General features: G+C 50.9%; 20 protein-coding genes and 1 pseudogene. 13 read left to right on the top strand and 8 right to left on the bottom strand.

What is annotated here, in order from left to right; translation table 11 throughout:
* The 4 genes and pseudogenes from H8S11_RS14270 to H8S11_RS09605 form a co-directional block, all read left to right on the top strand.
* On the top strand, positions 1-68 hold a 68-nt coding region (locus H8S11_RS14270), incomplete at its 5' end, for a hypothetical protein (RefSeq protein ID WP_436233174.1).
* 10 nt (positions 69-78) lie between these two features.
* A pseudogene (locus H8S11_RS09615) lies at positions 79-777 on the top strand (DNA topoisomerase); the annotation flags it as partial.
* Complete coding sequence (locus H8S11_RS09610) at positions 764-1,300, top strand: hypothetical protein (RefSeq protein WP_117515662.1); 537 nt, start codon at positions 764-766, stop codon at positions 1,298-1,300. The pseudogene H8S11_RS09615 and the gene H8S11_RS09610, both read left to right, overlap by 14 nt.
* A 12-nt stretch (positions 1,301-1,312) precedes the next feature.
* Positions 1,313-3,172: an antirestriction protein ArdA gene (locus H8S11_RS09605; protein ID WP_117515664.1), complete on the top strand. Its 1,860-nt coding sequence runs from the start codon at positions 1,313-1,315 to the stop codon at positions 3,170-3,172.
* A gap of 380 nt (positions 3,173-3,552) precedes the next feature.
* Here the strand turns inward: H8S11_RS09605 and H8S11_RS09600 are convergent, their stop codons facing one another.
* Positions 3,553-3,783 (bottom strand): helix-turn-helix domain-containing protein, encoded by a 231-nt coding sequence (locus H8S11_RS09600; RefSeq protein WP_059004488.1) that lies wholly within the window; start codon positions 3,781-3,783, stop codon positions 3,553-3,555.
* A gap of 157 nt (positions 3,784-3,940) precedes the next feature.
* Here H8S11_RS09600 and H8S11_RS09595 point away from each other — a divergent pair, with 157 nt between their 5' ends.
* Positions 3,941-4,426, top strand: a complete 486-nt coding sequence (locus H8S11_RS09595) for a hypothetical protein (RefSeq protein ID WP_166462244.1) — start codon at positions 3,941-3,943, stop codon at positions 4,424-4,426.
* Between the two features lie 196 nt (positions 4,427-4,622).
* Here H8S11_RS09595 and H8S11_RS09590 read toward each other — a convergent pair whose 3' ends face one another.
* The 4 genes from H8S11_RS09590 to H8S11_RS09575 all read right to left on the bottom strand — a co-directional run bounded on the left by H8S11_RS09590 (position 4,623) and on the right by H8S11_RS09575 (position 7,305).
* Entirely contained in the window at positions 4,623-4,976 is a 354-nt protein-coding gene (locus tag H8S11_RS09590; RefSeq protein ID WP_117515666.1) for a DUF6050 family protein, read from the bottom strand.
* Between the two features lie 92 nt (positions 4,977-5,068).
* Positions 5,069-6,418, bottom strand: coding sequence for a relaxase/mobilization nuclease domain-containing protein (locus tag H8S11_RS09585; protein WP_117515668.1), 1,350 nt, complete (start codon positions 6,416-6,418; stop codon positions 5,069-5,071).
* Positions 6,379-6,708, bottom strand: coding sequence for a plasmid mobilization protein (locus H8S11_RS09580; protein WP_117515670.1), 330 nt, complete (start codon positions 6,706-6,708; stop codon positions 6,379-6,381). Before H8S11_RS09580 ends, H8S11_RS09585 begins: the two co-directional genes overlap by 40 nt.
* A gap of 240 nt (positions 6,709-6,948) precedes the next feature.
* Positions 6,949-7,305 carry a helix-turn-helix transcriptional regulator gene (locus H8S11_RS09575; RefSeq protein ID WP_002584957.1) on the bottom strand — a complete coding sequence of 119 codons (357 nt, stop codon included), beginning with the start codon at positions 7,303-7,305 and terminating at the stop codon, positions 6,949-6,951.
* A gap of 398 nt (positions 7,306-7,703) precedes the next feature.
* On the opposite strand from H8S11_RS09575, the gene H8S11_RS09570 reads away from it, so the two are divergent.
* The 6 genes from H8S11_RS09570 to H8S11_RS09545 all read left to right on the top strand — a co-directional run bounded on the left by H8S11_RS09570 (position 7,704) and on the right by H8S11_RS09545 (position 12,437).
* Positions 7,704-7,889 (top strand): cysteine-rich KTR domain-containing protein, encoded by a 186-nt coding sequence (locus tag H8S11_RS09570; protein ID WP_003431289.1) that lies wholly within the window; start codon positions 7,704-7,706, stop codon positions 7,887-7,889.
* A 16-nt stretch (positions 7,890-7,905) separates the two neighbouring features.
* Positions 7,906-8,889 carry a 23S rRNA (adenine(2503)-C(2))-methyltransferase RlmN gene (gene rlmN / locus H8S11_RS09565; protein WP_002584956.1) on the top strand — a complete coding sequence of 328 codons (984 nt, stop codon included), beginning with the start codon at positions 7,906-7,908 and terminating at the stop codon, positions 8,887-8,889.
* Positions 8,890-9,362: 473 nt separating this feature from the next.
* The gene (locus tag H8S11_RS09560) at positions 9,363-9,800 is read left to right on the top strand and encodes a sigma-70 family RNA polymerase sigma factor (RefSeq protein WP_118359292.1); all 438 of its coding nucleotides are present in this window, start codon (positions 9,363-9,365) and stop codon (positions 9,798-9,800) included.
* On the top strand, positions 9,784-10,026 hold the full coding sequence (locus H8S11_RS09555; RefSeq protein WP_003431293.1) for a helix-turn-helix domain-containing protein: 243 nt from the start codon (positions 9,784-9,786) through the stop codon (positions 10,024-10,026). The genes H8S11_RS09560 and H8S11_RS09555 overlap by 17 nt, the downstream gene beginning before the upstream one ends.
* A gap of 427 nt (positions 10,027-10,453) precedes the next feature.
* Positions 10,454-10,663, top strand: coding sequence for a transposon-encoded TnpW family protein (locus H8S11_RS14265; protein ID WP_117515676.1), 210 nt, complete (start codon positions 10,454-10,456; stop codon positions 10,661-10,663).
* Positions 10,664-10,754: 91 nt separating this feature from the next.
* The gene (locus tag H8S11_RS09545) at positions 10,755-12,437 is read left to right on the top strand and encodes a recombinase family protein (RefSeq protein WP_199720393.1); all 1,683 of its coding nucleotides are present in this window, start codon (positions 10,755-10,757) and stop codon (positions 12,435-12,437) included.
* A gap of 70 nt (positions 12,438-12,507) precedes the next feature.
* Here H8S11_RS09545 and H8S11_RS09540 read toward each other — a convergent pair whose 3' ends face one another.
* From H8S11_RS09540 to H8S11_RS09530, 3 genes are read right to left on the bottom strand one after another with little or no spacing between them, the layout of a single operon-like run.
* Entirely contained in the window at positions 12,508-12,702 is a 195-nt protein-coding gene (locus tag H8S11_RS09540) for a hypothetical protein (RefSeq protein ID WP_147572510.1), read from the bottom strand.
* A gap of 25 nt (positions 12,703-12,727) precedes the next feature.
* On the bottom strand, positions 12,728-12,937 hold the full coding sequence (locus H8S11_RS09535) for a helix-turn-helix transcriptional regulator (protein ID WP_147572509.1): 210 nt from the start codon (positions 12,935-12,937) through the stop codon (positions 12,728-12,730).
* A gap of 4 nt (positions 12,938-12,941) precedes the next feature.
* The gene (locus H8S11_RS09530; RefSeq protein WP_186852952.1) at positions 12,942-13,256 is read right to left on the bottom strand and encodes a DUF6442 family protein; all 315 of its coding nucleotides are present in this window, start codon (positions 13,254-13,256) and stop codon (positions 12,942-12,944) included.
* 463 nt (positions 13,257-13,719) lie between these two features.
* Here H8S11_RS09530 and H8S11_RS09525 point away from each other — a divergent pair, with 463 nt between their 5' ends.
* Together H8S11_RS09525 and H8S11_RS09520 are read left to right on the top strand one after the other, a co-directional pair.
* Entirely contained in the window at positions 13,720-14,529 is an 810-nt protein-coding gene (locus tag H8S11_RS09525) for an AAA family ATPase (protein WP_186852951.1), read from the top strand.
* 3 nt (positions 14,530-14,532) lie between these two features.
* The gene (locus H8S11_RS09520) at positions 14,533-15,729 is read left to right on the top strand and encodes a vWA domain-containing protein (RefSeq protein ID WP_186852950.1); all 1,197 of its coding nucleotides are present in this window, start codon (positions 14,533-14,535) and stop codon (positions 15,727-15,729) included.

Genomic DNA, 15,729 nt, shown 5'->3' with positions numbered 1-15,729 from the left:
CGAGCAAAGAAACCATGAGCGACAAAATCAAGCGGCTTATTTTGAATGACTGCGAGAAAATTTCTTAAACACCCTTGACAAAGCGTACCAGAGGACACCCTTCTGTCGGCCATGGAGAATGCGGGCAAGGAAGATATGCCGGACGAGGCAGAACGCAAGGGCCTGGGCACCCCGGCGACAAGGGCGGCCATCATTGAAAAGCTGGTGTCCGGCGGGTTCGTGGAGCGCAAGGGCAAGAACCTGATCCCTACAAAGGCAGGCGTTAACCTGGTCACGGTGCTGCCGGAGCTGCTGACCTCTCCCAAGCTCACAGCGGATTGGGAGCAGCGGTTGAACGAGGTGGCAAAGGGCCAGGCGTCGCCGGAGGACTTCATGGACGGGATCGAGGCAATGGCGGCGGAGCTGGTGCGGAAATACTCCCACATTTCCGAGGATGGGCAAAAGCTGTTCCAGCCGGAGAAAGAGACGGTGGGCCTCTGCCCCCGCTGCGGCAAGCCGGTCTATGAAGGCAAGAAGAATTTCGCCTGTTCGGACCGGGCCTGCCAGTTTGTCATGTGGAAGAATGACCGTTTCTGGACCAGCCGCCGCAAGGAAATGACCCGGAAGATGGCGGCCGACCTTCTGAAAAAAGGCCACACTTCCGTCAAGGGGATGTGGTCGGAGAAGAAAGGTTCCACCTATGACGCCGTGGTGATCCTGGACGATACCGGCGGCAAGTATGTCAATTTCAAGTTGGAGTTTCCCAAACGAAAGGATGGTGTGCATGGCAAAAAGTAAAACCGAGGTCAACTTCATGGAGCATTTGAAGCCGCTGCTCCCCGCAGGCGGTGACGCAAGCGAACTGGAGGCAGCGGCCCAGGCGCTTGCCGGACTTTCCCCGGAGGACCGTGACCTCCTGGCCGCTGTCCAGGAGTCTCCCTTCCGACTGACCACCCTGGAGCAGTTCCGGGAGTTTCCCGCGAATACCGAGTATTTCATTCTGGAGCCCAACATCCGCAAGGTGGAGGATGTGGGCTGGCGCTATCTGGCGCAGCATTTGGATGTCCTTCTGCCCCCGGAGCTGCTGGACGCCATTGATCCCGTTCCTTTCGGCAACCACGCCATGCGGGAGGAACAGGGGTGCTTCACCAGTAAAGGGTATCTCACCCTTTCCGGCGACGAGTGGGAGCATGAGCGTCCCAGGGAGAGGCAGACGGAGAAAAAGCCCTCCATCAAGGAGCGGCTGGAGCAGAGCCGGAAGGAATGTGCCAATCAGAGCAAGGCGCAGCCCCATCGGGAAAAGTCTGCGCCGGAACTGTAAGGAGGTGTCGTTATGCCCCATTATGACTATGACAAAGATTATCCCTTTGCCGCTTTCATCACCAACCTGGGCAAGTACAACGAGGGCGCCCTTGTGGGCGAATGGGTGAAGTTCCCCACCACGGCGGAGGAACTGAAAAAGGTCTTTGAGCGTATCGGGATCGGTGCGAAGGACGACTTCGGGCAGACCTATGAGGAATGGTTCATCACGGACTACGACTGCTATGTGGACGGCCTCTATGACCTGCTGGGTGAGTATGCAAACCTGGACGAGCTGAACTACCTGGCTTCCAAACTGGATGATATGAGCCAGGATGAATATGAGCGGTTTCAGGCGGCTATGGAGATCGGCGATCACACGGGCAGCATCCAGGAGCTTATCAACCTGACGGAAAACCTGGACTGTTACGATGTTTACCCCGACATCCATGACCACGATGATCTGGGCCGGTATTATATCGAGGAACTGGACGCCATGCAGGTGCCGGAGCATCTGCGCAATTACATCGACTATGAAGCCTACGGGCGGGACATCGCCCTGGAGGAAAGCGGCCAGTTCACCGACCTGGGCTATGTGCGGGATACCGGGGACAGCTTCCATGAGTATTACGATGGTGAGCGCGGTAGCATCCCGGAGGAATACCGAGTAATGACCTTCCAGGATGACATCCCCGAAGAAGAAATTTCGGAATGGGCCATGGATCTTGCCTACGATATGGACGAGTTTTTCCGGCAGAACGATCCGCAGTATGCCGCCGAGCACCCGGAGGAACACGCGGCAAAGGAAGAAATCTACGAAAACCTGATGGCCGGGCGCATCTCCGCCCTGGACGAGAAACTGGCCGCCCTGGGGCAGACCCAGGAGGACTATCTGCCTTCGGAGATCGAGAAGTTCAAGGACGCCACCGGCTATGAGGAATTTCTGGATGTGGACCCCCAGGCGATCCGGGAGGCCATTGAAAACCCGGATCAGTCCCATGTGGACGAGATGCTGTCCTTTGCGGAGCAGGCAAACCGGGAGTATGAAGCGGAGTTGTACGGGCAGCAAGCGGCGCCCACCCCGGATGACCGAGAGACCGGCGAGACGGTGCGGACTCCCAGGGGCACCTTCCATGTGACGGATATGAGCCGGGAACAGATGGAGGCGGCCGGATACGGTTTCCACCACGAGTCCGAGGACGGAAAGTATCTCATCATGGCCAACGGCAGCCGCGCCTTTGCCATCCCCAGCGGAGACGCACCCGAACATACCGCGCCGGAGAAGTTGACTGTCCTGGTGGTGGAGCCCATGAAGGAACCCTATGTGAAGGAAATCGACCCCGGCCTCCATGCGCTGCAAGCGGAGGTGGGCGGCGACATTGCCGCCTCCTATCCCTTTGACGATCCGGTGGGGCTGGTGCTGAACGACGAGGGCAAGCTCATCGGTCTGGACCTGAACCGCTCTCTCCGGGACGAGCATGGGGAGATTTACGACATTGTGGCAGGCACCTTCTTGGTGGTGGGCCTGGGGCCGGAGAGTTTTGCGTCCCTGCCCCCGGACATGATCCAGAAATACACCGAGCAATTCAAGCGGCCGGAGCTGTTCGCCAGCATCAACGGGCAGATCGTATCCGTTCCCGTGGAGCCGGAAAACCCGCTGCGCACGGCGGAAATGACCCTGGAGGATGACTACGGCATGATCGACGGGATCATCAACAACGGCCGCCGTGGTGAGGAATTGGAGAAAGCCCAGACCGAGGCGCGCAGGACCACGCCGGAGAAAAAGCCTTCCATCCGGGAGCGACTGGAGGACGCAAAACGGGAGTGCGCGGAACGGAAAAGCCCGGACAAGCCTGCCCCGCAGAAGAAGCCCCCGGAGCTGGGCGACTTATGAGCCGGAGCAAGAAATGGCGTCTGGAATGGGCGTTCTTCCTGGGCGAGAACGGCAGACGCCAGTATAACAAGCTATGCAAGGGCTGTATCCATCCCTGCAAGCAGAGTTTCCGGGCGGTGGTGTTGTCCTGTCCGCACTATCTTTCCCTCCGTTCCAAAAAGTGCGGGAATTAGGGTTCAAAACAGTCAAAGAAACCGGCTGTGACGGCTTTTCCGTGTAGGGGCAGTATGATTTCCCATGTGGAGCGGCAGGGCGTTTCTGCATAGGAAAAACGCCGGATTTTCACCTTTTATCAAGCAAAATGGGAGCGTCAACATCGGATGCAGTTATCCGAGGTTGGCGCTCCCATTCTTTTTTTGTTCTGGCTGCGTCGCAGTCGATCAGTCATCCTCTAACAGCTTGGAGGGCGGGATTTTCAGCACTTGGGCGATCTTGAACAATGTTTCAAGAGATACGCCACGAACCGTACCTGTTCCTTCTACCTGACCAACGAAGTTGACACTTTTCCCGATCCTCTCCGCAAGGACCTCCTGTGTCATCCCCGCCTTTTTTCTGTAATATGCGATCTTCAAGCCCAAAGTGATATAGCGTTCTGGAAACTCCGTTTGCATAATATCACCTCCTGATATTATGCTACCAACAAAACAGGTAAATTATAATTGAGACCAATTAAAGAATTATTTACTTTAAGTCAATGTTTGTATATAATGAGAAGTGGATTGTTTACTTTGTTGGAGGGACTGGCTTGAAAATGGCGAAGATAGAACCGTGAACATATTTACTGTTAGTTTTTTTGGACACCGGATCATCCCGGAGTTTCGTGAGGCGGAGGATCGTGTGGAGGCGCTGGTTCATGCGCTGCTTTTGGAAAAGGAGTATGTGGAGTTCCTGGTCGGACGGGACGGAGATTTTGACCAGATCGTTTCCTCCGCTGTCAAACGCCAGCAGCGACTTGTTCGGGATGACAACAGTTCCTTGATTTGGATACTGCCATATCCCACGGCGGAGCTGCGCAACAATATGGAAAACTTTGAAACCTATTATGATGAAATCGAGATATGCGGCAGCGCGGCCAGCAGCCATCCAAAAGGCGCTTTTCAAATTCGCAACCGGCAGATGGTGAAGCGAAGCAATCTCGTTGTATTCTATGTGGACCATACAGGCGGCGGAGCTTATCAGACCATGCGCTATGCGCAGAAAGAAAAAAAGAATATACTAAATCTTGCTGGGGAAGGATACGGAGAAAAAGAATGAGCGCCATCATCTTTCGGTGATGGCGCTCATTTTCAGTAGCAGTAGTAGGCGCTGTGGGAATGTGTGTAAACGGTCAAAGGGGCGGCGCTGTGGGAAACAGTGTTTGCGGGCTGTGGGAAAGCTGACAGCTTTTCCATCAGGTCGTAAATATTTGTTTTCCATCGGTGGAGCGGCCGTTTTCCACATTTCCATAGTGCTATTCTGGAATATAGGAAGTCCCTCTTGTTATGAACAGTCGATAGATGGTCAAGGGAATATACCAGGTAGACACCAGCAGTCGCCAGACCAGGACGAAACCGCCGATCACTCCGCCAATAATAAAGTTCAGCAGAAACAACGGAAGGGCGGTTCCCAAAGAGCCGCCCGGCACGATCCAGGCAAACATCCGTGGGATGCCAAAAGGCAGACCGCAAAGGATGAACAGCCATACATAGTCGGTGACTCCATCTTTTGTGCAGACGGATTTGAAAATGCAGTACAGCAAAGCCGCCACCGCCACGGGCAGCACGCTCTTTTTGAAAAACTCTTTGATTACTTCGGATTTCGTCACAGTCAGCACCTCCATTCCTGGTTCCATTATATCAGCCGGATAACCATGCGCCCAGGGGTTTTGCAAAGACTGTCAAAAGCGCCCAATCCCCGTTACTCCAAGTCGTTGCTCCGCTGCCGCTGCTGTTCCTGTTCCTTCGGCCTTTCCAGCAGGGCGTCCACATTCTGGCGGAGGGTGTCATATTCCTTTTCCTCCCGTTGTATCTTCCGAAGTTCCGTTTGCAGGGCGGCCTTGCGGGCGGAGAGTCCTTCCAGTTCTGCTTTCACCTTATCGGAGGAAGGAAGTTTGGTGAGCCCGGCCTTTTTGATTTCCCTGGCGGCCGCCTCGAATAAGATAATCTCGCTCTCAAAGCCGCGCAGGAATTTTTCCTTGTCCTTTGATGCCTTGTATCGGTCATAGACAGGTTTCAGCTTGCGGTAGGTGTCGATCTGCTTTCCCAGGAGGGCAAGGTCGGCGATCCGCTGTTCCGTATCCCGCAGACTTTCCCTGGTACGGATGGAGGCGGCGGCAACGGCGTCACACCGTTCCACCAATTCCTCATAGCTGCCGATGCCGTGTTCGGTGAGAAAGTTCATGGTGGCGGCCGCCCGTTTCAGATTCTCGATGGTTGCCCACCGCTGGTATCCGGCACTCTGCTGGGCCTTGATATTGTTCTGAATGTCAATGAGCAGGCTGACCTTCCCGCTGCGCTGTTGGGGCTGTCTGGAGGGCCTGGGACCTCCGGCAATGCGGGAGACAACGGCTGCTTCCGTGTAATCGGCGCCCAGGGTTTTGAGCCGGGTGAACCTCTCCTGGTCCGGCGCCCTGGCGGAGATATACTTTCCCCGCTTGATTTCGTACCCTTCCCGCTGCAACCGGGCAAGCAAATCTTCCAGGCTGGAGGACACGGGGATCAGCCGGTCGATGGCGGCTTTCAGCTTTGCCTTGTAGCTGGTGCCGTTCTGTGCGGCCTGATGCTCAATGTAGCTCTTGCCCTTATCCCGGCCAGGGACGATGACGGACAAGCCGTGTTCTTTGCACAGCCGGTCGCTGGCCCGGCGTATCTCGTGATAGCTGCGCTTGTTGGAATGGTAGTGCTTGTGGTCGGTGAAGCTGACCGCATTGAAAATCAGGTGATTATGGACGTGATCCTTGTCAATGTGAGTGGTGAGGACAAATTCATATTTGCCGCCCAGGACCTCCCGTGCCAGTTCCATGCCGATCCGGTGGGCTTCCTCTGGCATGACCTCCCCAGGTTCAAAGGCTTGGATCAGGTGACGGCCCAGGTGTGTGCCCTTGTCGATGGAATGGCGGCGTGTCCATTCAAATTCAATGTCGGCGGTCTCGGCGGCGCAGCCGAAGGAGGACACCAACAGCTTCCCGTCCGTCTTGTCAGGATTGCAGATATAGTCAATCGCAGCTTTCAGCGTTGACTTAATAGGATGCGTCTTTGTAACTGCCATATCTGATCCAGCCTTTCCCGGATTTCCTCCATGTCGGCCTGATAGGTGGGGCCTCCGGCGTTGACCCGCTTGGCAATCTGATTGATGTTCCGGCCAATGGCGGACAGAAGTTTGTTCATCTCCTTAATGTCCCTGGTGTCCACCTGGATGATATATCCGTCAATCGCCATCTTCCGCAGGTAGGCGCCGATCCGCTTTGTCTGGAGCTGGGCCATCTTCTGTTCCATCAGTTCCTTTTCCTCGGCGGTCACATAGAACTTCACCTGGATATTTCGTTTTCGGTTTGCCATCGTGGTATCTCGCCTCTTTTCGTATCAGGGTTTGGGATGTTCCCAACAAGCATTTTTCGGGTTTAGGGAGAGGGTTCCCTAAAGCCAAAAATCGCAAGCGGGTACTCGTTTGCTGTGCTTGCTATCTACTCCATACCCCCACCGAAAGGCGGTATTTGTTGCGCGTTCCTTTGATTTTGGACGCAAAAAAAGATTGCAGCCGCCATGCGCTGCAATCTCCCGATTTCTCATATTGTGAGGTTAATCCTCTGCTTTTTCGACTTCCGTTATCTCCCTTGCTGTTGCGGTTACAATCCGTATGCCTTTATCGCTCATACCGTCCAGCAGCGCGTCAAGCTGCCGCCGCCCGGTGGATTTCTCCGCATTGCTGTTCGGGAAGAAAAATTGATCTACCGAAATATGATACCGGGTTACAAGGTCATAGAATACCTGTAAACTCGGCTGTTGTCCCTTGTTCTCGATATTCGCAAGGTAGCGCGGGGAAATATATAACTCGTCGCTTACCTTTTTGCGGCTCTCGCCGTATTCATTTCTCGCGGCTTTTATAGCTGCCCCGAAAGCCTTAAAGTCGTACAATGGTACGGGTCTTTTTGCCATTTTCATTCACCCTGTTACATTTTACAGTTCACCTTTCTTTTTGGATATGTCCACACAATTCATATCATTAGGTTAAATACTTCCTGTTGTGTATTGACAGTAGACTGATTTTCTGATAAAATAAAATTTATGTAAAAGGAGGCGGCGTTTATGTTGCATAGCATGCGTATTAGATAAGCATTGAAAAAAAGGATTTTCCCATTTTCAACATGGGCTTTTTTGTCATGCTTATTTTGCGGATGCTATACAAAAAACTAACGACGTATAGATATAGTATAGACATAGTGCAAGCTATGCCTTAGTTTTGTTGTACTGCTCTGTGCATTATAAATGCAGGTCAATGCTCATGTTGAGGATTGACCTGCATTTTTTTGTGTAAAAAGGACGAGTGAAATATAATGCTTAAAAAATATTGGATAAAATGTCCGATTTGTAACGGAAAGACGAGAGTTCAAGTATTTCATAATACTGTATTAAAAGATTTTCCTCTTTTCTGCCCTAAATGCAAATTGACGCATATCATTGATGTAGAAAAATTAGAGATTGTAATCAAAAATACAGAAAAACAAACTTTTATTATTTAGAAGAAAGGATATAAAAATGAAACGTTTACCTAAATATACGCCTGCGGAAGTACGGAATGATCCATACGGATTTACTTACAAAGAAATGTCGGAAGTTATTGGCGAGAATGAAGCAAAAGCCTTATATGAAGAATTATATAAGCAATTACCACGCAAAAAAAATCTATCAATGTTGGTAAAAAATATTTGCAAAAGCAGTGATACTGAAAAGTATGTTTACGAACTGAAAGACAACAAATACATTGAAACGGTTTTTATCAAGCGGCGAGATGGTGGAACTGTTTGCGTGAGCACACAAGTCGGTTGTCCTGTTGGTTGTATTTTTTGTGAGTCCGGGCGAAATGGCTTTGTTCGTAATCTAACATCGTCAGAAATCGTACAACAGATTATATTGTTGCGTCGAAAAGTAAACCGTATCGTTTTTATGGGTATGGGAGAGCCTTTATTCAATTATGACAACTTGATAAAAGCAATCCATATTCTCCGAGATAGATATGGGCTCAACTTTCCAACCGACGGCATTACCATATCAACAGTTGGTCCGGTCGATCAATTAAAAAAATTGCGCGAGGAACATCTTAAAATTCAGTTGACAATATCTTTACACGCAGCAACACAATCTGCAAGAAATCGTATTATTCCTCACATGCGCATATATGCTATTGAAGATGTTGTTAAGCAAGCCTTATCCTATTCTGAAAGGCATAATCGCAAAATTGTCTTTGCGTATTTGCTTTTACCGGGTATAAATGACCGGCCCTCAGATGTAAGACAACTTGCAAAATGGTTTCGGGGCAAAAAAGTTATGATTAACGTGTTACAATACAACCCAACAAGCAATTCAAGAATTAAAGCACCACAGAAACGGGAAATAGTTGCATTCAAACATCAATTAGAGCAAGCAGGACTTGAAGTTACTATGAGAGTTTCTCATGGCAGAGAGATTAACGCGGCTTGTGGACAGTTAGCTAACACATATAATAAATTCAAAAAAAAATGATTAAAAGTGCCAGACGCATAGACGCAGAGCCGATAACGCATTAGGTCAAAAAACCTATGTGTTATCGGCTTTTTTATTTAATATTGCGCAAAAGCCGCTGTTCCCTATTATAGAATGGATTGCGGGTAGTGTATTAAAGTCGCCCTTTTTTAAGGATACGGCGGTATCGGGGAGGTATCGCCGTGTCCATTTTTATTTACTGTAACCCGCCTAATGCTTTGCGGTCAAAAAAAGCTATGCTCCGCAAGCGGGATATTCCGGCTATGAGTATGAACTGTCAATACATCTAAATACTTCTTACATTTCCTTTGCGCTCGTCCGCGTCTTGCGGACGGGCGCATTTTGCTTTTTTCAACTTTTTTCTGAAAAACGCACTCAAGAGCCATCTCCCGAACGGGTACGGAGCGAAAGGGGCAGAGAGGACAAGCCCTTAACTCCCGTCCTCTACTCCACGCGGGAAGGAGGTGAACTCTATGGAGCTATCTTCTTCCGACAAGGAAAGAATACAACATCAGTACGACGCATTAGCAAAGAAAACTTTGGTTGGCGAAGCGAAAAGCCACCGCCGCACTCTTGCGAAACGCGCAGCACGCGAAGTACCTTTTTCGGATTTGAGCGAAAGCGAACTCGCGCAGCTTTTCACAACGGACGAATACGAAAGCGATTATTTCCGTTTTCAAGTGTCCGGCTTTGATGTACTCGTCAAAAATGAACTGCTTGCCGAAGCCCTTACCGCTTTGCCTGAAAGAAAACGCGATATTGTTCTCTTGTCCTACTTCTTGGATATGAGCGACACGGAAATTGGCGAACTGCTGAATGTTGTACGCACGACGGTTTTCCGGCATAGGAAATCCGCGCTTGCGAAGATCAAACAATATTTGGAGGGAAAAGCAGATGATGAACACCGTTAGGAAATCTGAAAATCTGTTGCCGTTCCCTGTCATTTCCGCAGCGGCAAACGGCGACACAAACGCCATGTGCGCGATCTTGAAGCATTATGAGGGTTACATAGCGAAACTTTGTACCCGAACGTTGAAAGACGACGCGGGCAATACTTACTCCTATGTGGACGAAGAAATGCGTAACAGGCTGCAAGTGCGCCTTATTACCCGCACTCTTGCGTTTCATGTAGGCTAACTCTTTAAGCCCATGCGGGGAGCGTATACCCCTTTCCACGCTTCCCGTTATGGGCTGTTTGTCGTTCCGTAAAAGCATATCGGAAACGGTATGTTTTTACAGGCTGACAAAGCCTTATTGTTCCTTGACAAAGAAAGCCTTCGGGCAGAATAAGGCAGACGGATACAATTTGTCTGTGTGGAGCCGGTCGGCCGGTGCGCCATGACCCTGTTGCAAGTCCGCAGGACGGGACCCCTACCAAACAGGTGAGCGACAAAACCAGGCCGCAAAACAGGTGTGGCAGCCTGTGGGCGAGGATACGCAGACAGGATAATGAGACTCCCGCGTTGAACGCCCTCAAAGCATTGCGCGGCGCACCCATCAGCATGGGCCGGGGTGAGATTCCCGTGGAGCTGCGGCCAGCAGCCGTCCGTTTTCTGCCTCTTTTATGGTTTTAATGAAATGGCATGAAAGGGGCCTTATTATGCAGAAAATTCAATCTGAAAATAAATATGCCCCGCCTATGCGGAGCAAAAAGAAGATCGGCAACACGACCTTTATCGTCAATTCTTTTTTCCCTCAAACGGGAAATCAGACGATAGCCTCCAAACTGGAGAACCTGATAAAAGCCGATGTTCAGAAACAAACTGTGACTTGAAAACCTCTTAACAGGCAGACAGGGAAAAGAAAGCGCGGTATAATGAAGTTGGACTTCAATATCGTGTTTGACTGCCAGATAGGAGGTATTTATGTATTATCAGTCAAACACCGCTGCCGCGCTTCAATTCCCTTACACGGCTATGAGCTCCGAAGAACTTACAGCTTTGTATTGTCGCTTATCCCGTGATGATGAATTGCAGGGTGACAGCAATAGCATTGTAAACCAGAAAAAAATCCTGGAAAAGTATGCCCGTGAGCATGGATACAGCAATTTCAAATTCTATGTTGATGATGGCATCTCAGGTACGACCTTCAACCGCCCAGGCTTTCAGCAGATGATTGCAGACATTGAGGCTGGCCTTGTCAAGAGGGTCATCATCAAGGATATGTCACGTTTCGGACGTGATTATCTGCAAGTCGGCATGTATACGGAAATCATGTTTCCCGAACATGATATTCACTTTATTGCGGTGAATGATGGTGTGGACAGCACTCAGGGTGACAACGAGTTTATGCCCTTCCGCAATATCATCAATGAATGGTACGCTAAAGACACCAGCAAAAAAATCCGTGCCGTTATGAAAGTGAAAGGCAATGCAGGAGAACATTTGACTGTTTTGCCTCCGTATGGATACATGAAATCGTCTGATGACAAAAAGCAATGGGTGAAGGATGAAGAAGCCGCCCAGGTAGTTTATGAAATTGGTCTCTATATCATGGATGGTTTGGGACCCTCGCAGATTGCAAGAAAACTGACGGAAAGAAAAATTCTTACTCCGGCTGCTTACTATGCGAGCAAGGGCAGAACAACCAATGTCACAAAGAAAGGTTCTCCTTACGCTTGGGATTCTTCTACGATTGCCGACATCATGGACCGCTGGCGTGAATACCTGGGGCACACAGTTAATTTCAAAACCCGTAAAAAATCCTACAAGAGTAAAAAGACCTTGCACAATCCAGAAAGCGAATGGAAGATTTTTGATAATACCCACGAAGCCATCTGGACGGAGGCGATTGCCGATGCAGCAAGGCTCGCAAGGCAGACGCGGCGCCGACCCACAAAGATGGGAGAAATGGGTATGTTCTCCGGCATGATGTTCTGTGCCGACTGCGGCTCCATTATGTACCAATGCAGGGCAACCAATTTCCGGCGCGATCAGGAATACTATCTGTGTTCCGGCTATCGGAAAAGCCGTGATGTATGTGGGCAGACACATTCTATCCGAACTGTTATCCTGGAAGAATTGGTTCTGCAAAATCTGCGCGAGATCGTTTCCTTCGCATCACAGCGCAAAGACGATTTTGTGAAGATGGTCATGGATGCGGATATGCGCCAACGTAACCAAGATTTGGCAAAACGGCAGAAAACATTGGCCGATGCCGAAAAGCGGATTGCAGAGCTGGACACCATTTTCAAGCGGCTCTACGAAGATACTATTTCGGGAAAACTTTCTGACGAGCGTTTTCAAAAGCTCTCTACCGATTACGAGAAAGAGCAGCATCAGCTTCAAGATGTAGCGGCTGCTCTCCGTGATGAAATCGAAGCAGAGGAACAAAAAAGCGCCAATGTGGAAAGGTTTCTCTCCGTTGTAGAACGGTATACGGAAATTCCTGAATTAACCCCATGTATCTTACATGAGTTTGTCGAGAAGATCGTTGTCCATGCCGCCAGCGATCCAAAGGGCAAGAACCGCACCCAGGAAATTGACATCTACTATAAGGGCATTGGAGCCCTGGAAGTATCGAAAGTTACTTCATCAAGGCAAGAATGAGAAAAACGGCATAGCCGAAGCTATACCGTTTCTCTCTTGCCCCACGATGTTTTCTTATCGGGAGGCACCTTTATCCAGACGTCTCTTTTTTGTCGATTTGCTCCGGTTTGTCAGAATACTGGTCCGGATGGCAGAGAAAACGATTTCCACAGGTGGCGCATCCCCGGCCGCACCCCCGCTTTTTCCCATAGTCATTGTACAACAGGACCGCGATGGGGATACCAATGACCCCGATGGAAAACAGGGCTACAGCAAAATATTCCATAGAAGTCGCACCCTCCTCAAAGCCGTCAGTCAAAGTAAAAAAGGTCCTCAAATTTTTTGTCTAAGGCGATGCTCAGGACCAGAGCCAGCTTGGCCGTAGGGTTGAACTGCCCCGTTTCGATAGAGCTAATGGTCTGGCGGGATACACCCACCAGCTTGGCCAGTTCTCCCTGGGACAGATTTTTTTCCGCACGGGCTATCTTCAGCCGGTTCTTTAAGATCAGCTGGTCATCCATTTTATCACCGCCCCTGTGTAAAATATCTTACCAGACAGAATACCAGAAATGCAAGAGAAATAAGCCCAGTGATGATATCAGAAATGTTTTTTCGCTTGGTCAGCCGGTACACTCGGCTGCCCACACAACTGGCCCAAAACATGGCTAACACCTGGCTGCTAGGCAGGTCGTGGAGCCGATTATAGATGAGAATGACCAGCCCAACCAGAAAGACGAAAATCAGAGAGAAGGACTCCCCTTCCACTTGGACGGTGCGTTCCATCTCATCTTGGCGCATGTTTTCCTTCCTGCTTTTTTCTAAAATTTTCTCTTTGTCCATAACAGTTCCTCCATCTCCCCTGTGGGACGTTTTCTGATTTGAGGCCCCGGCTTATGGAGAAAGCATATCACATAGAAATTTTTGTGTCAAGTATACTTATCAAAAAAATAATAAAACTTGTCAAAATGGAGTGGGGTCATCCTCTACTGGTTAGGGAGATCGACAACTTACAGAGGTAGCCGGTATTCCCAAGAGGATATCTGTCCTGGATTGCCCTTACAGCCCTAGAGAGGGAACGCGGCGCCGTTTGCAAAGTCAGAGCAGCAGAATAAAAATTTCTCCACAGGGGGAATTATGAATAATTTCTGACCATTTTTTTGGCAAGAAATAGGTGCAGTTTTGGGGAGGTCAGGTGATTCCAGGTAATTTCAGGGAAAGGGGTTGCTTTTCTCTGCAAAAGACTATAAAATTCGGAGCATAGACTACACAGGCCCGAATCCCCGGGCCGGGAAGGATATTTGGAATGAAGGAATTTAGAGGAAGTCAGAATTATGTGGCCTCGGAGGAGCTGCTCCGGGCGGCCAATATCGCCATGGTGCTCCAGAAGCCCCTGCTCATTAAGGGGGAGCCAGGTACCGGAAAAACTATGTTGGCCGAGGCCATCTCCCAGGCGCTGGGGAAAAAGCTCATCATCTGGAACATCAAGTCCACCACCAAGGCCCAGGACGGCCTGTATGTCTACGACGTAGTCCAGCGGCTCTACGACAGCCAGTTTGGTGGACAGGGCGTGGACGATATCGAGAAGTATGTCAAGCTGGGCAAGCTGGGCGAGGCGTTTACTGACGAGGAACAGGTCATCCTCCTCATCGACGAGATCGACAAGGCGGACCTGGAGTTCCCCAATGACCTGCTGTGGGAGCTGGACCGGATGGAGTTTCATATCCCGGAGACAGGGCGAACGGTCAAGGCCAATCACCGGCCGGTGGTTATTATCACCTCCAACGCGGAGAAGGAGCTGCCCGACGCCTTTCTGCGCCGGTGTGTGTTCCACTATATCGAGTTCCCCGACAAGGAGCTGATGGCAGATATCGTCCGGGTCCACTTCCCGGACATCGACAACAAGCTGCTTACCCAGGTGTTGGAGGCATTTTACAAGATCCGCTCCCTGCCCACCATTAAGAAGAAGCCCTCCACCAGTGAGATTATCGACTGGATTCAGGCCCTTCAGCACGGCGGCGTCAATGTGGATAAAATCGTCAAGGAGGTCCCCTATCTGGGGGTGCTGCTGAAGAAAAACGAGGACATCGATACGCTTCGGCGGCAGTGGCGGTGAGCCATGTTTGAGGATTTTCTGTATCTCCTGCGGAAGAACGGCCTAAAGGTGTCCCTCACTGAGTGGATGGCCCTGGTGGAAGCCATGGACAAGGGGCTCCACAGCTCCAGTTTCACGGGCTTTTACCACCTGTGCCGCTGTCTTCTGGTGAAAAGCGAGGCGGACTTTGACACCTTCGACCGCTGCTTTCTGGAGTATTTTAAGGACGTGCCCTTCCAGCAGGAGGTGTCTCAGGAGCTGCTGGACTGGCTGAACAGGCCCGAGGTGTTGTCCGACTACGCCAGCTGGGATGAGGAACAGGCGCTGAAAAACCTGGGCTTCTCCGAGGAGGAGATCGAGCGGATGCTGAAGGAGCGTATGGAGGAGCAGACCGAGGAGCACAACGGGGGGCGTTACTGGGTAGGAACCCACGGAATGTCCACCTTTGGAAACTCTGGACTGTCCCCCAAGGGCATTCGAGTAGGGGGCCAGAGCATGTACCGACGGGCCTTCCGGGTGGCCGGGGAGCGGAAGTTTCGGGATTTCCGCCGGGATAACACCCTGGATACCCGGCAGTTCCAGGTGGCCCTACGGAAGCTGCGGCAGTTCTCCGGACTGGTGGACCTCCCCCCCACGGAGTTCGACGTGGACAACACCATCAAAGACACCGCCGACAATGGCGGCGTGCTGAAGGTGCGATACAAGCGGCCCAGGGAAAACACGGTGAAGGTGCTTCTTTTGATGGACTCCGGGGGGTCTATGGACTATTACAGTCAGCTCTGTTCAGCTCTGTTTCAGGCGGTGTCCAAGTCGGGCCATTTCAAGGATCTGAAGGTGTACTATTTTCACAACTGCGTCTATTCTCGACTGTATCAGGACCCCATGCTCATGAGCCGAAACTCAGTGCAGACAGATTGGGTGCTGTCCAATATCCCCAGCGACTATAAGCTGATCCTGGTGGGGGATGCCCAGATGGCTCCCCATGAGTTGCTGGGCGGCTACTACGGCGGCAGTCGGGAGGACGGGCCCAAGTGTGGCATGGACTGGCTGCGGCTGCTGAAGGGACGCTTTGGCCATACGGTATGGCTCAATCCCAGTGAGCGGCCGGGGTGGGGCCAGTACTGGTGCCAGACTTATGATGCCATTTCCCAGGAGTTCCCCATGTTTCCCTTGACAGTGGACGGCCTGGAGGAGGCCATGAAGAAACTCCTTGTTCGGTAA

Source organism: Flintibacter hominis (genome assembly GCF_014287965.1).
Taxonomy (GTDB): Bacteria; Bacillota; Clostridia; order Oscillospirales; family Oscillospiraceae; genus Lawsonibacter; species Lawsonibacter aceti.
Note: the sequence above shows the minus strand (reverse complement) of the source record. Positions and strands in the feature narration are given on the sequence as shown.

Coding starts and splice junctions, on each gene's coding strand:
- H8S11_RS09610 (WP_117515662.1), top strand. CDS start 764: ATGGCAAAAAGTAAAACCGAGGTCAACTTCATGGAGCATTTGAAGCCG.
- H8S11_RS09605 (WP_117515664.1), top strand. CDS start 1,313: ATGCCCCATTATGACTATGACAAAGATTATCCCTTTGCCGCTTTCATC.
- H8S11_RS09600 (WP_059004488.1), bottom strand. CDS start 3,783: ATGCAAACGGAGTTTCCAGAACGCTATATCACTTTGGGCTTGAAGATC.
- H8S11_RS09585 (WP_117515668.1), bottom strand. CDS start 6,418: ATGGCAGTTACAAAGACGCATCCTATTAAGTCAACGCTGAAAGCTGCG.
- H8S11_RS09580 (WP_117515670.1), bottom strand. CDS start 6,708: ATGGCAAACCGAAAACGAAATATCCAGGTGAAGTTCTATGTGACCGCC.
- H8S11_RS09575 (WP_002584957.1), bottom strand. CDS start 7,305: ATGGCAAAAAGACCCGTACCATTGTACGACTTTAAGGCTTTCGGGGCA.
- H8S11_RS09570 (WP_003431289.1), top strand. CDS start 7,704: ATGCTTAAAAAATATTGGATAAAATGTCCGATTTGTAACGGAAAGACG.
- rlmN (WP_002584956.1), top strand. CDS start 7,906: ATGAAACGTTTACCTAAATATACGCCTGCGGAAGTACGGAATGATCCA.
- H8S11_RS09560 (WP_118359292.1), top strand. CDS start 9,363: ATGGAGCTATCTTCTTCCGACAAGGAAAGAATACAACATCAGTACGAC.
- H8S11_RS09555 (WP_003431293.1), top strand. CDS start 9,784: ATGATGAACACCGTTAGGAAATCTGAAAATCTGTTGCCGTTCCCTGTC.
- H8S11_RS14265 (WP_117515676.1), top strand. CDS start 10,454: ATGGTTTTAATGAAATGGCATGAAAGGGGCCTTATTATGCAGAAAATT.
- H8S11_RS09545 (WP_199720393.1), top strand. CDS start 10,755: ATGTATTATCAGTCAAACACCGCTGCCGCGCTTCAATTCCCTTACACG.
- H8S11_RS09540 (WP_147572510.1), bottom strand. CDS start 12,702: ATGGAATATTTTGCTGTAGCCCTGTTTTCCATCGGGGTCATTGGTATC.
- H8S11_RS09535 (WP_147572509.1), bottom strand. CDS start 12,937: ATGGATGACCAGCTGATCTTAAAGAACCGGCTGAAGATAGCCCGTGCG.
- H8S11_RS09530 (WP_186852952.1), bottom strand. CDS start 13,256: ATGGACAAAGAGAAAATTTTAGAAAAAAGCAGGAAGGAAAACATGCGC.
- H8S11_RS09525 (WP_186852951.1), top strand. CDS start 13,720: ATGAAGGAATTTAGAGGAAGTCAGAATTATGTGGCCTCGGAGGAGCTG.
- H8S11_RS09520 (WP_186852950.1), top strand. CDS start 14,533: ATGTTTGAGGATTTTCTGTATCTCCTGCGGAAGAACGGCCTAAAGGTG.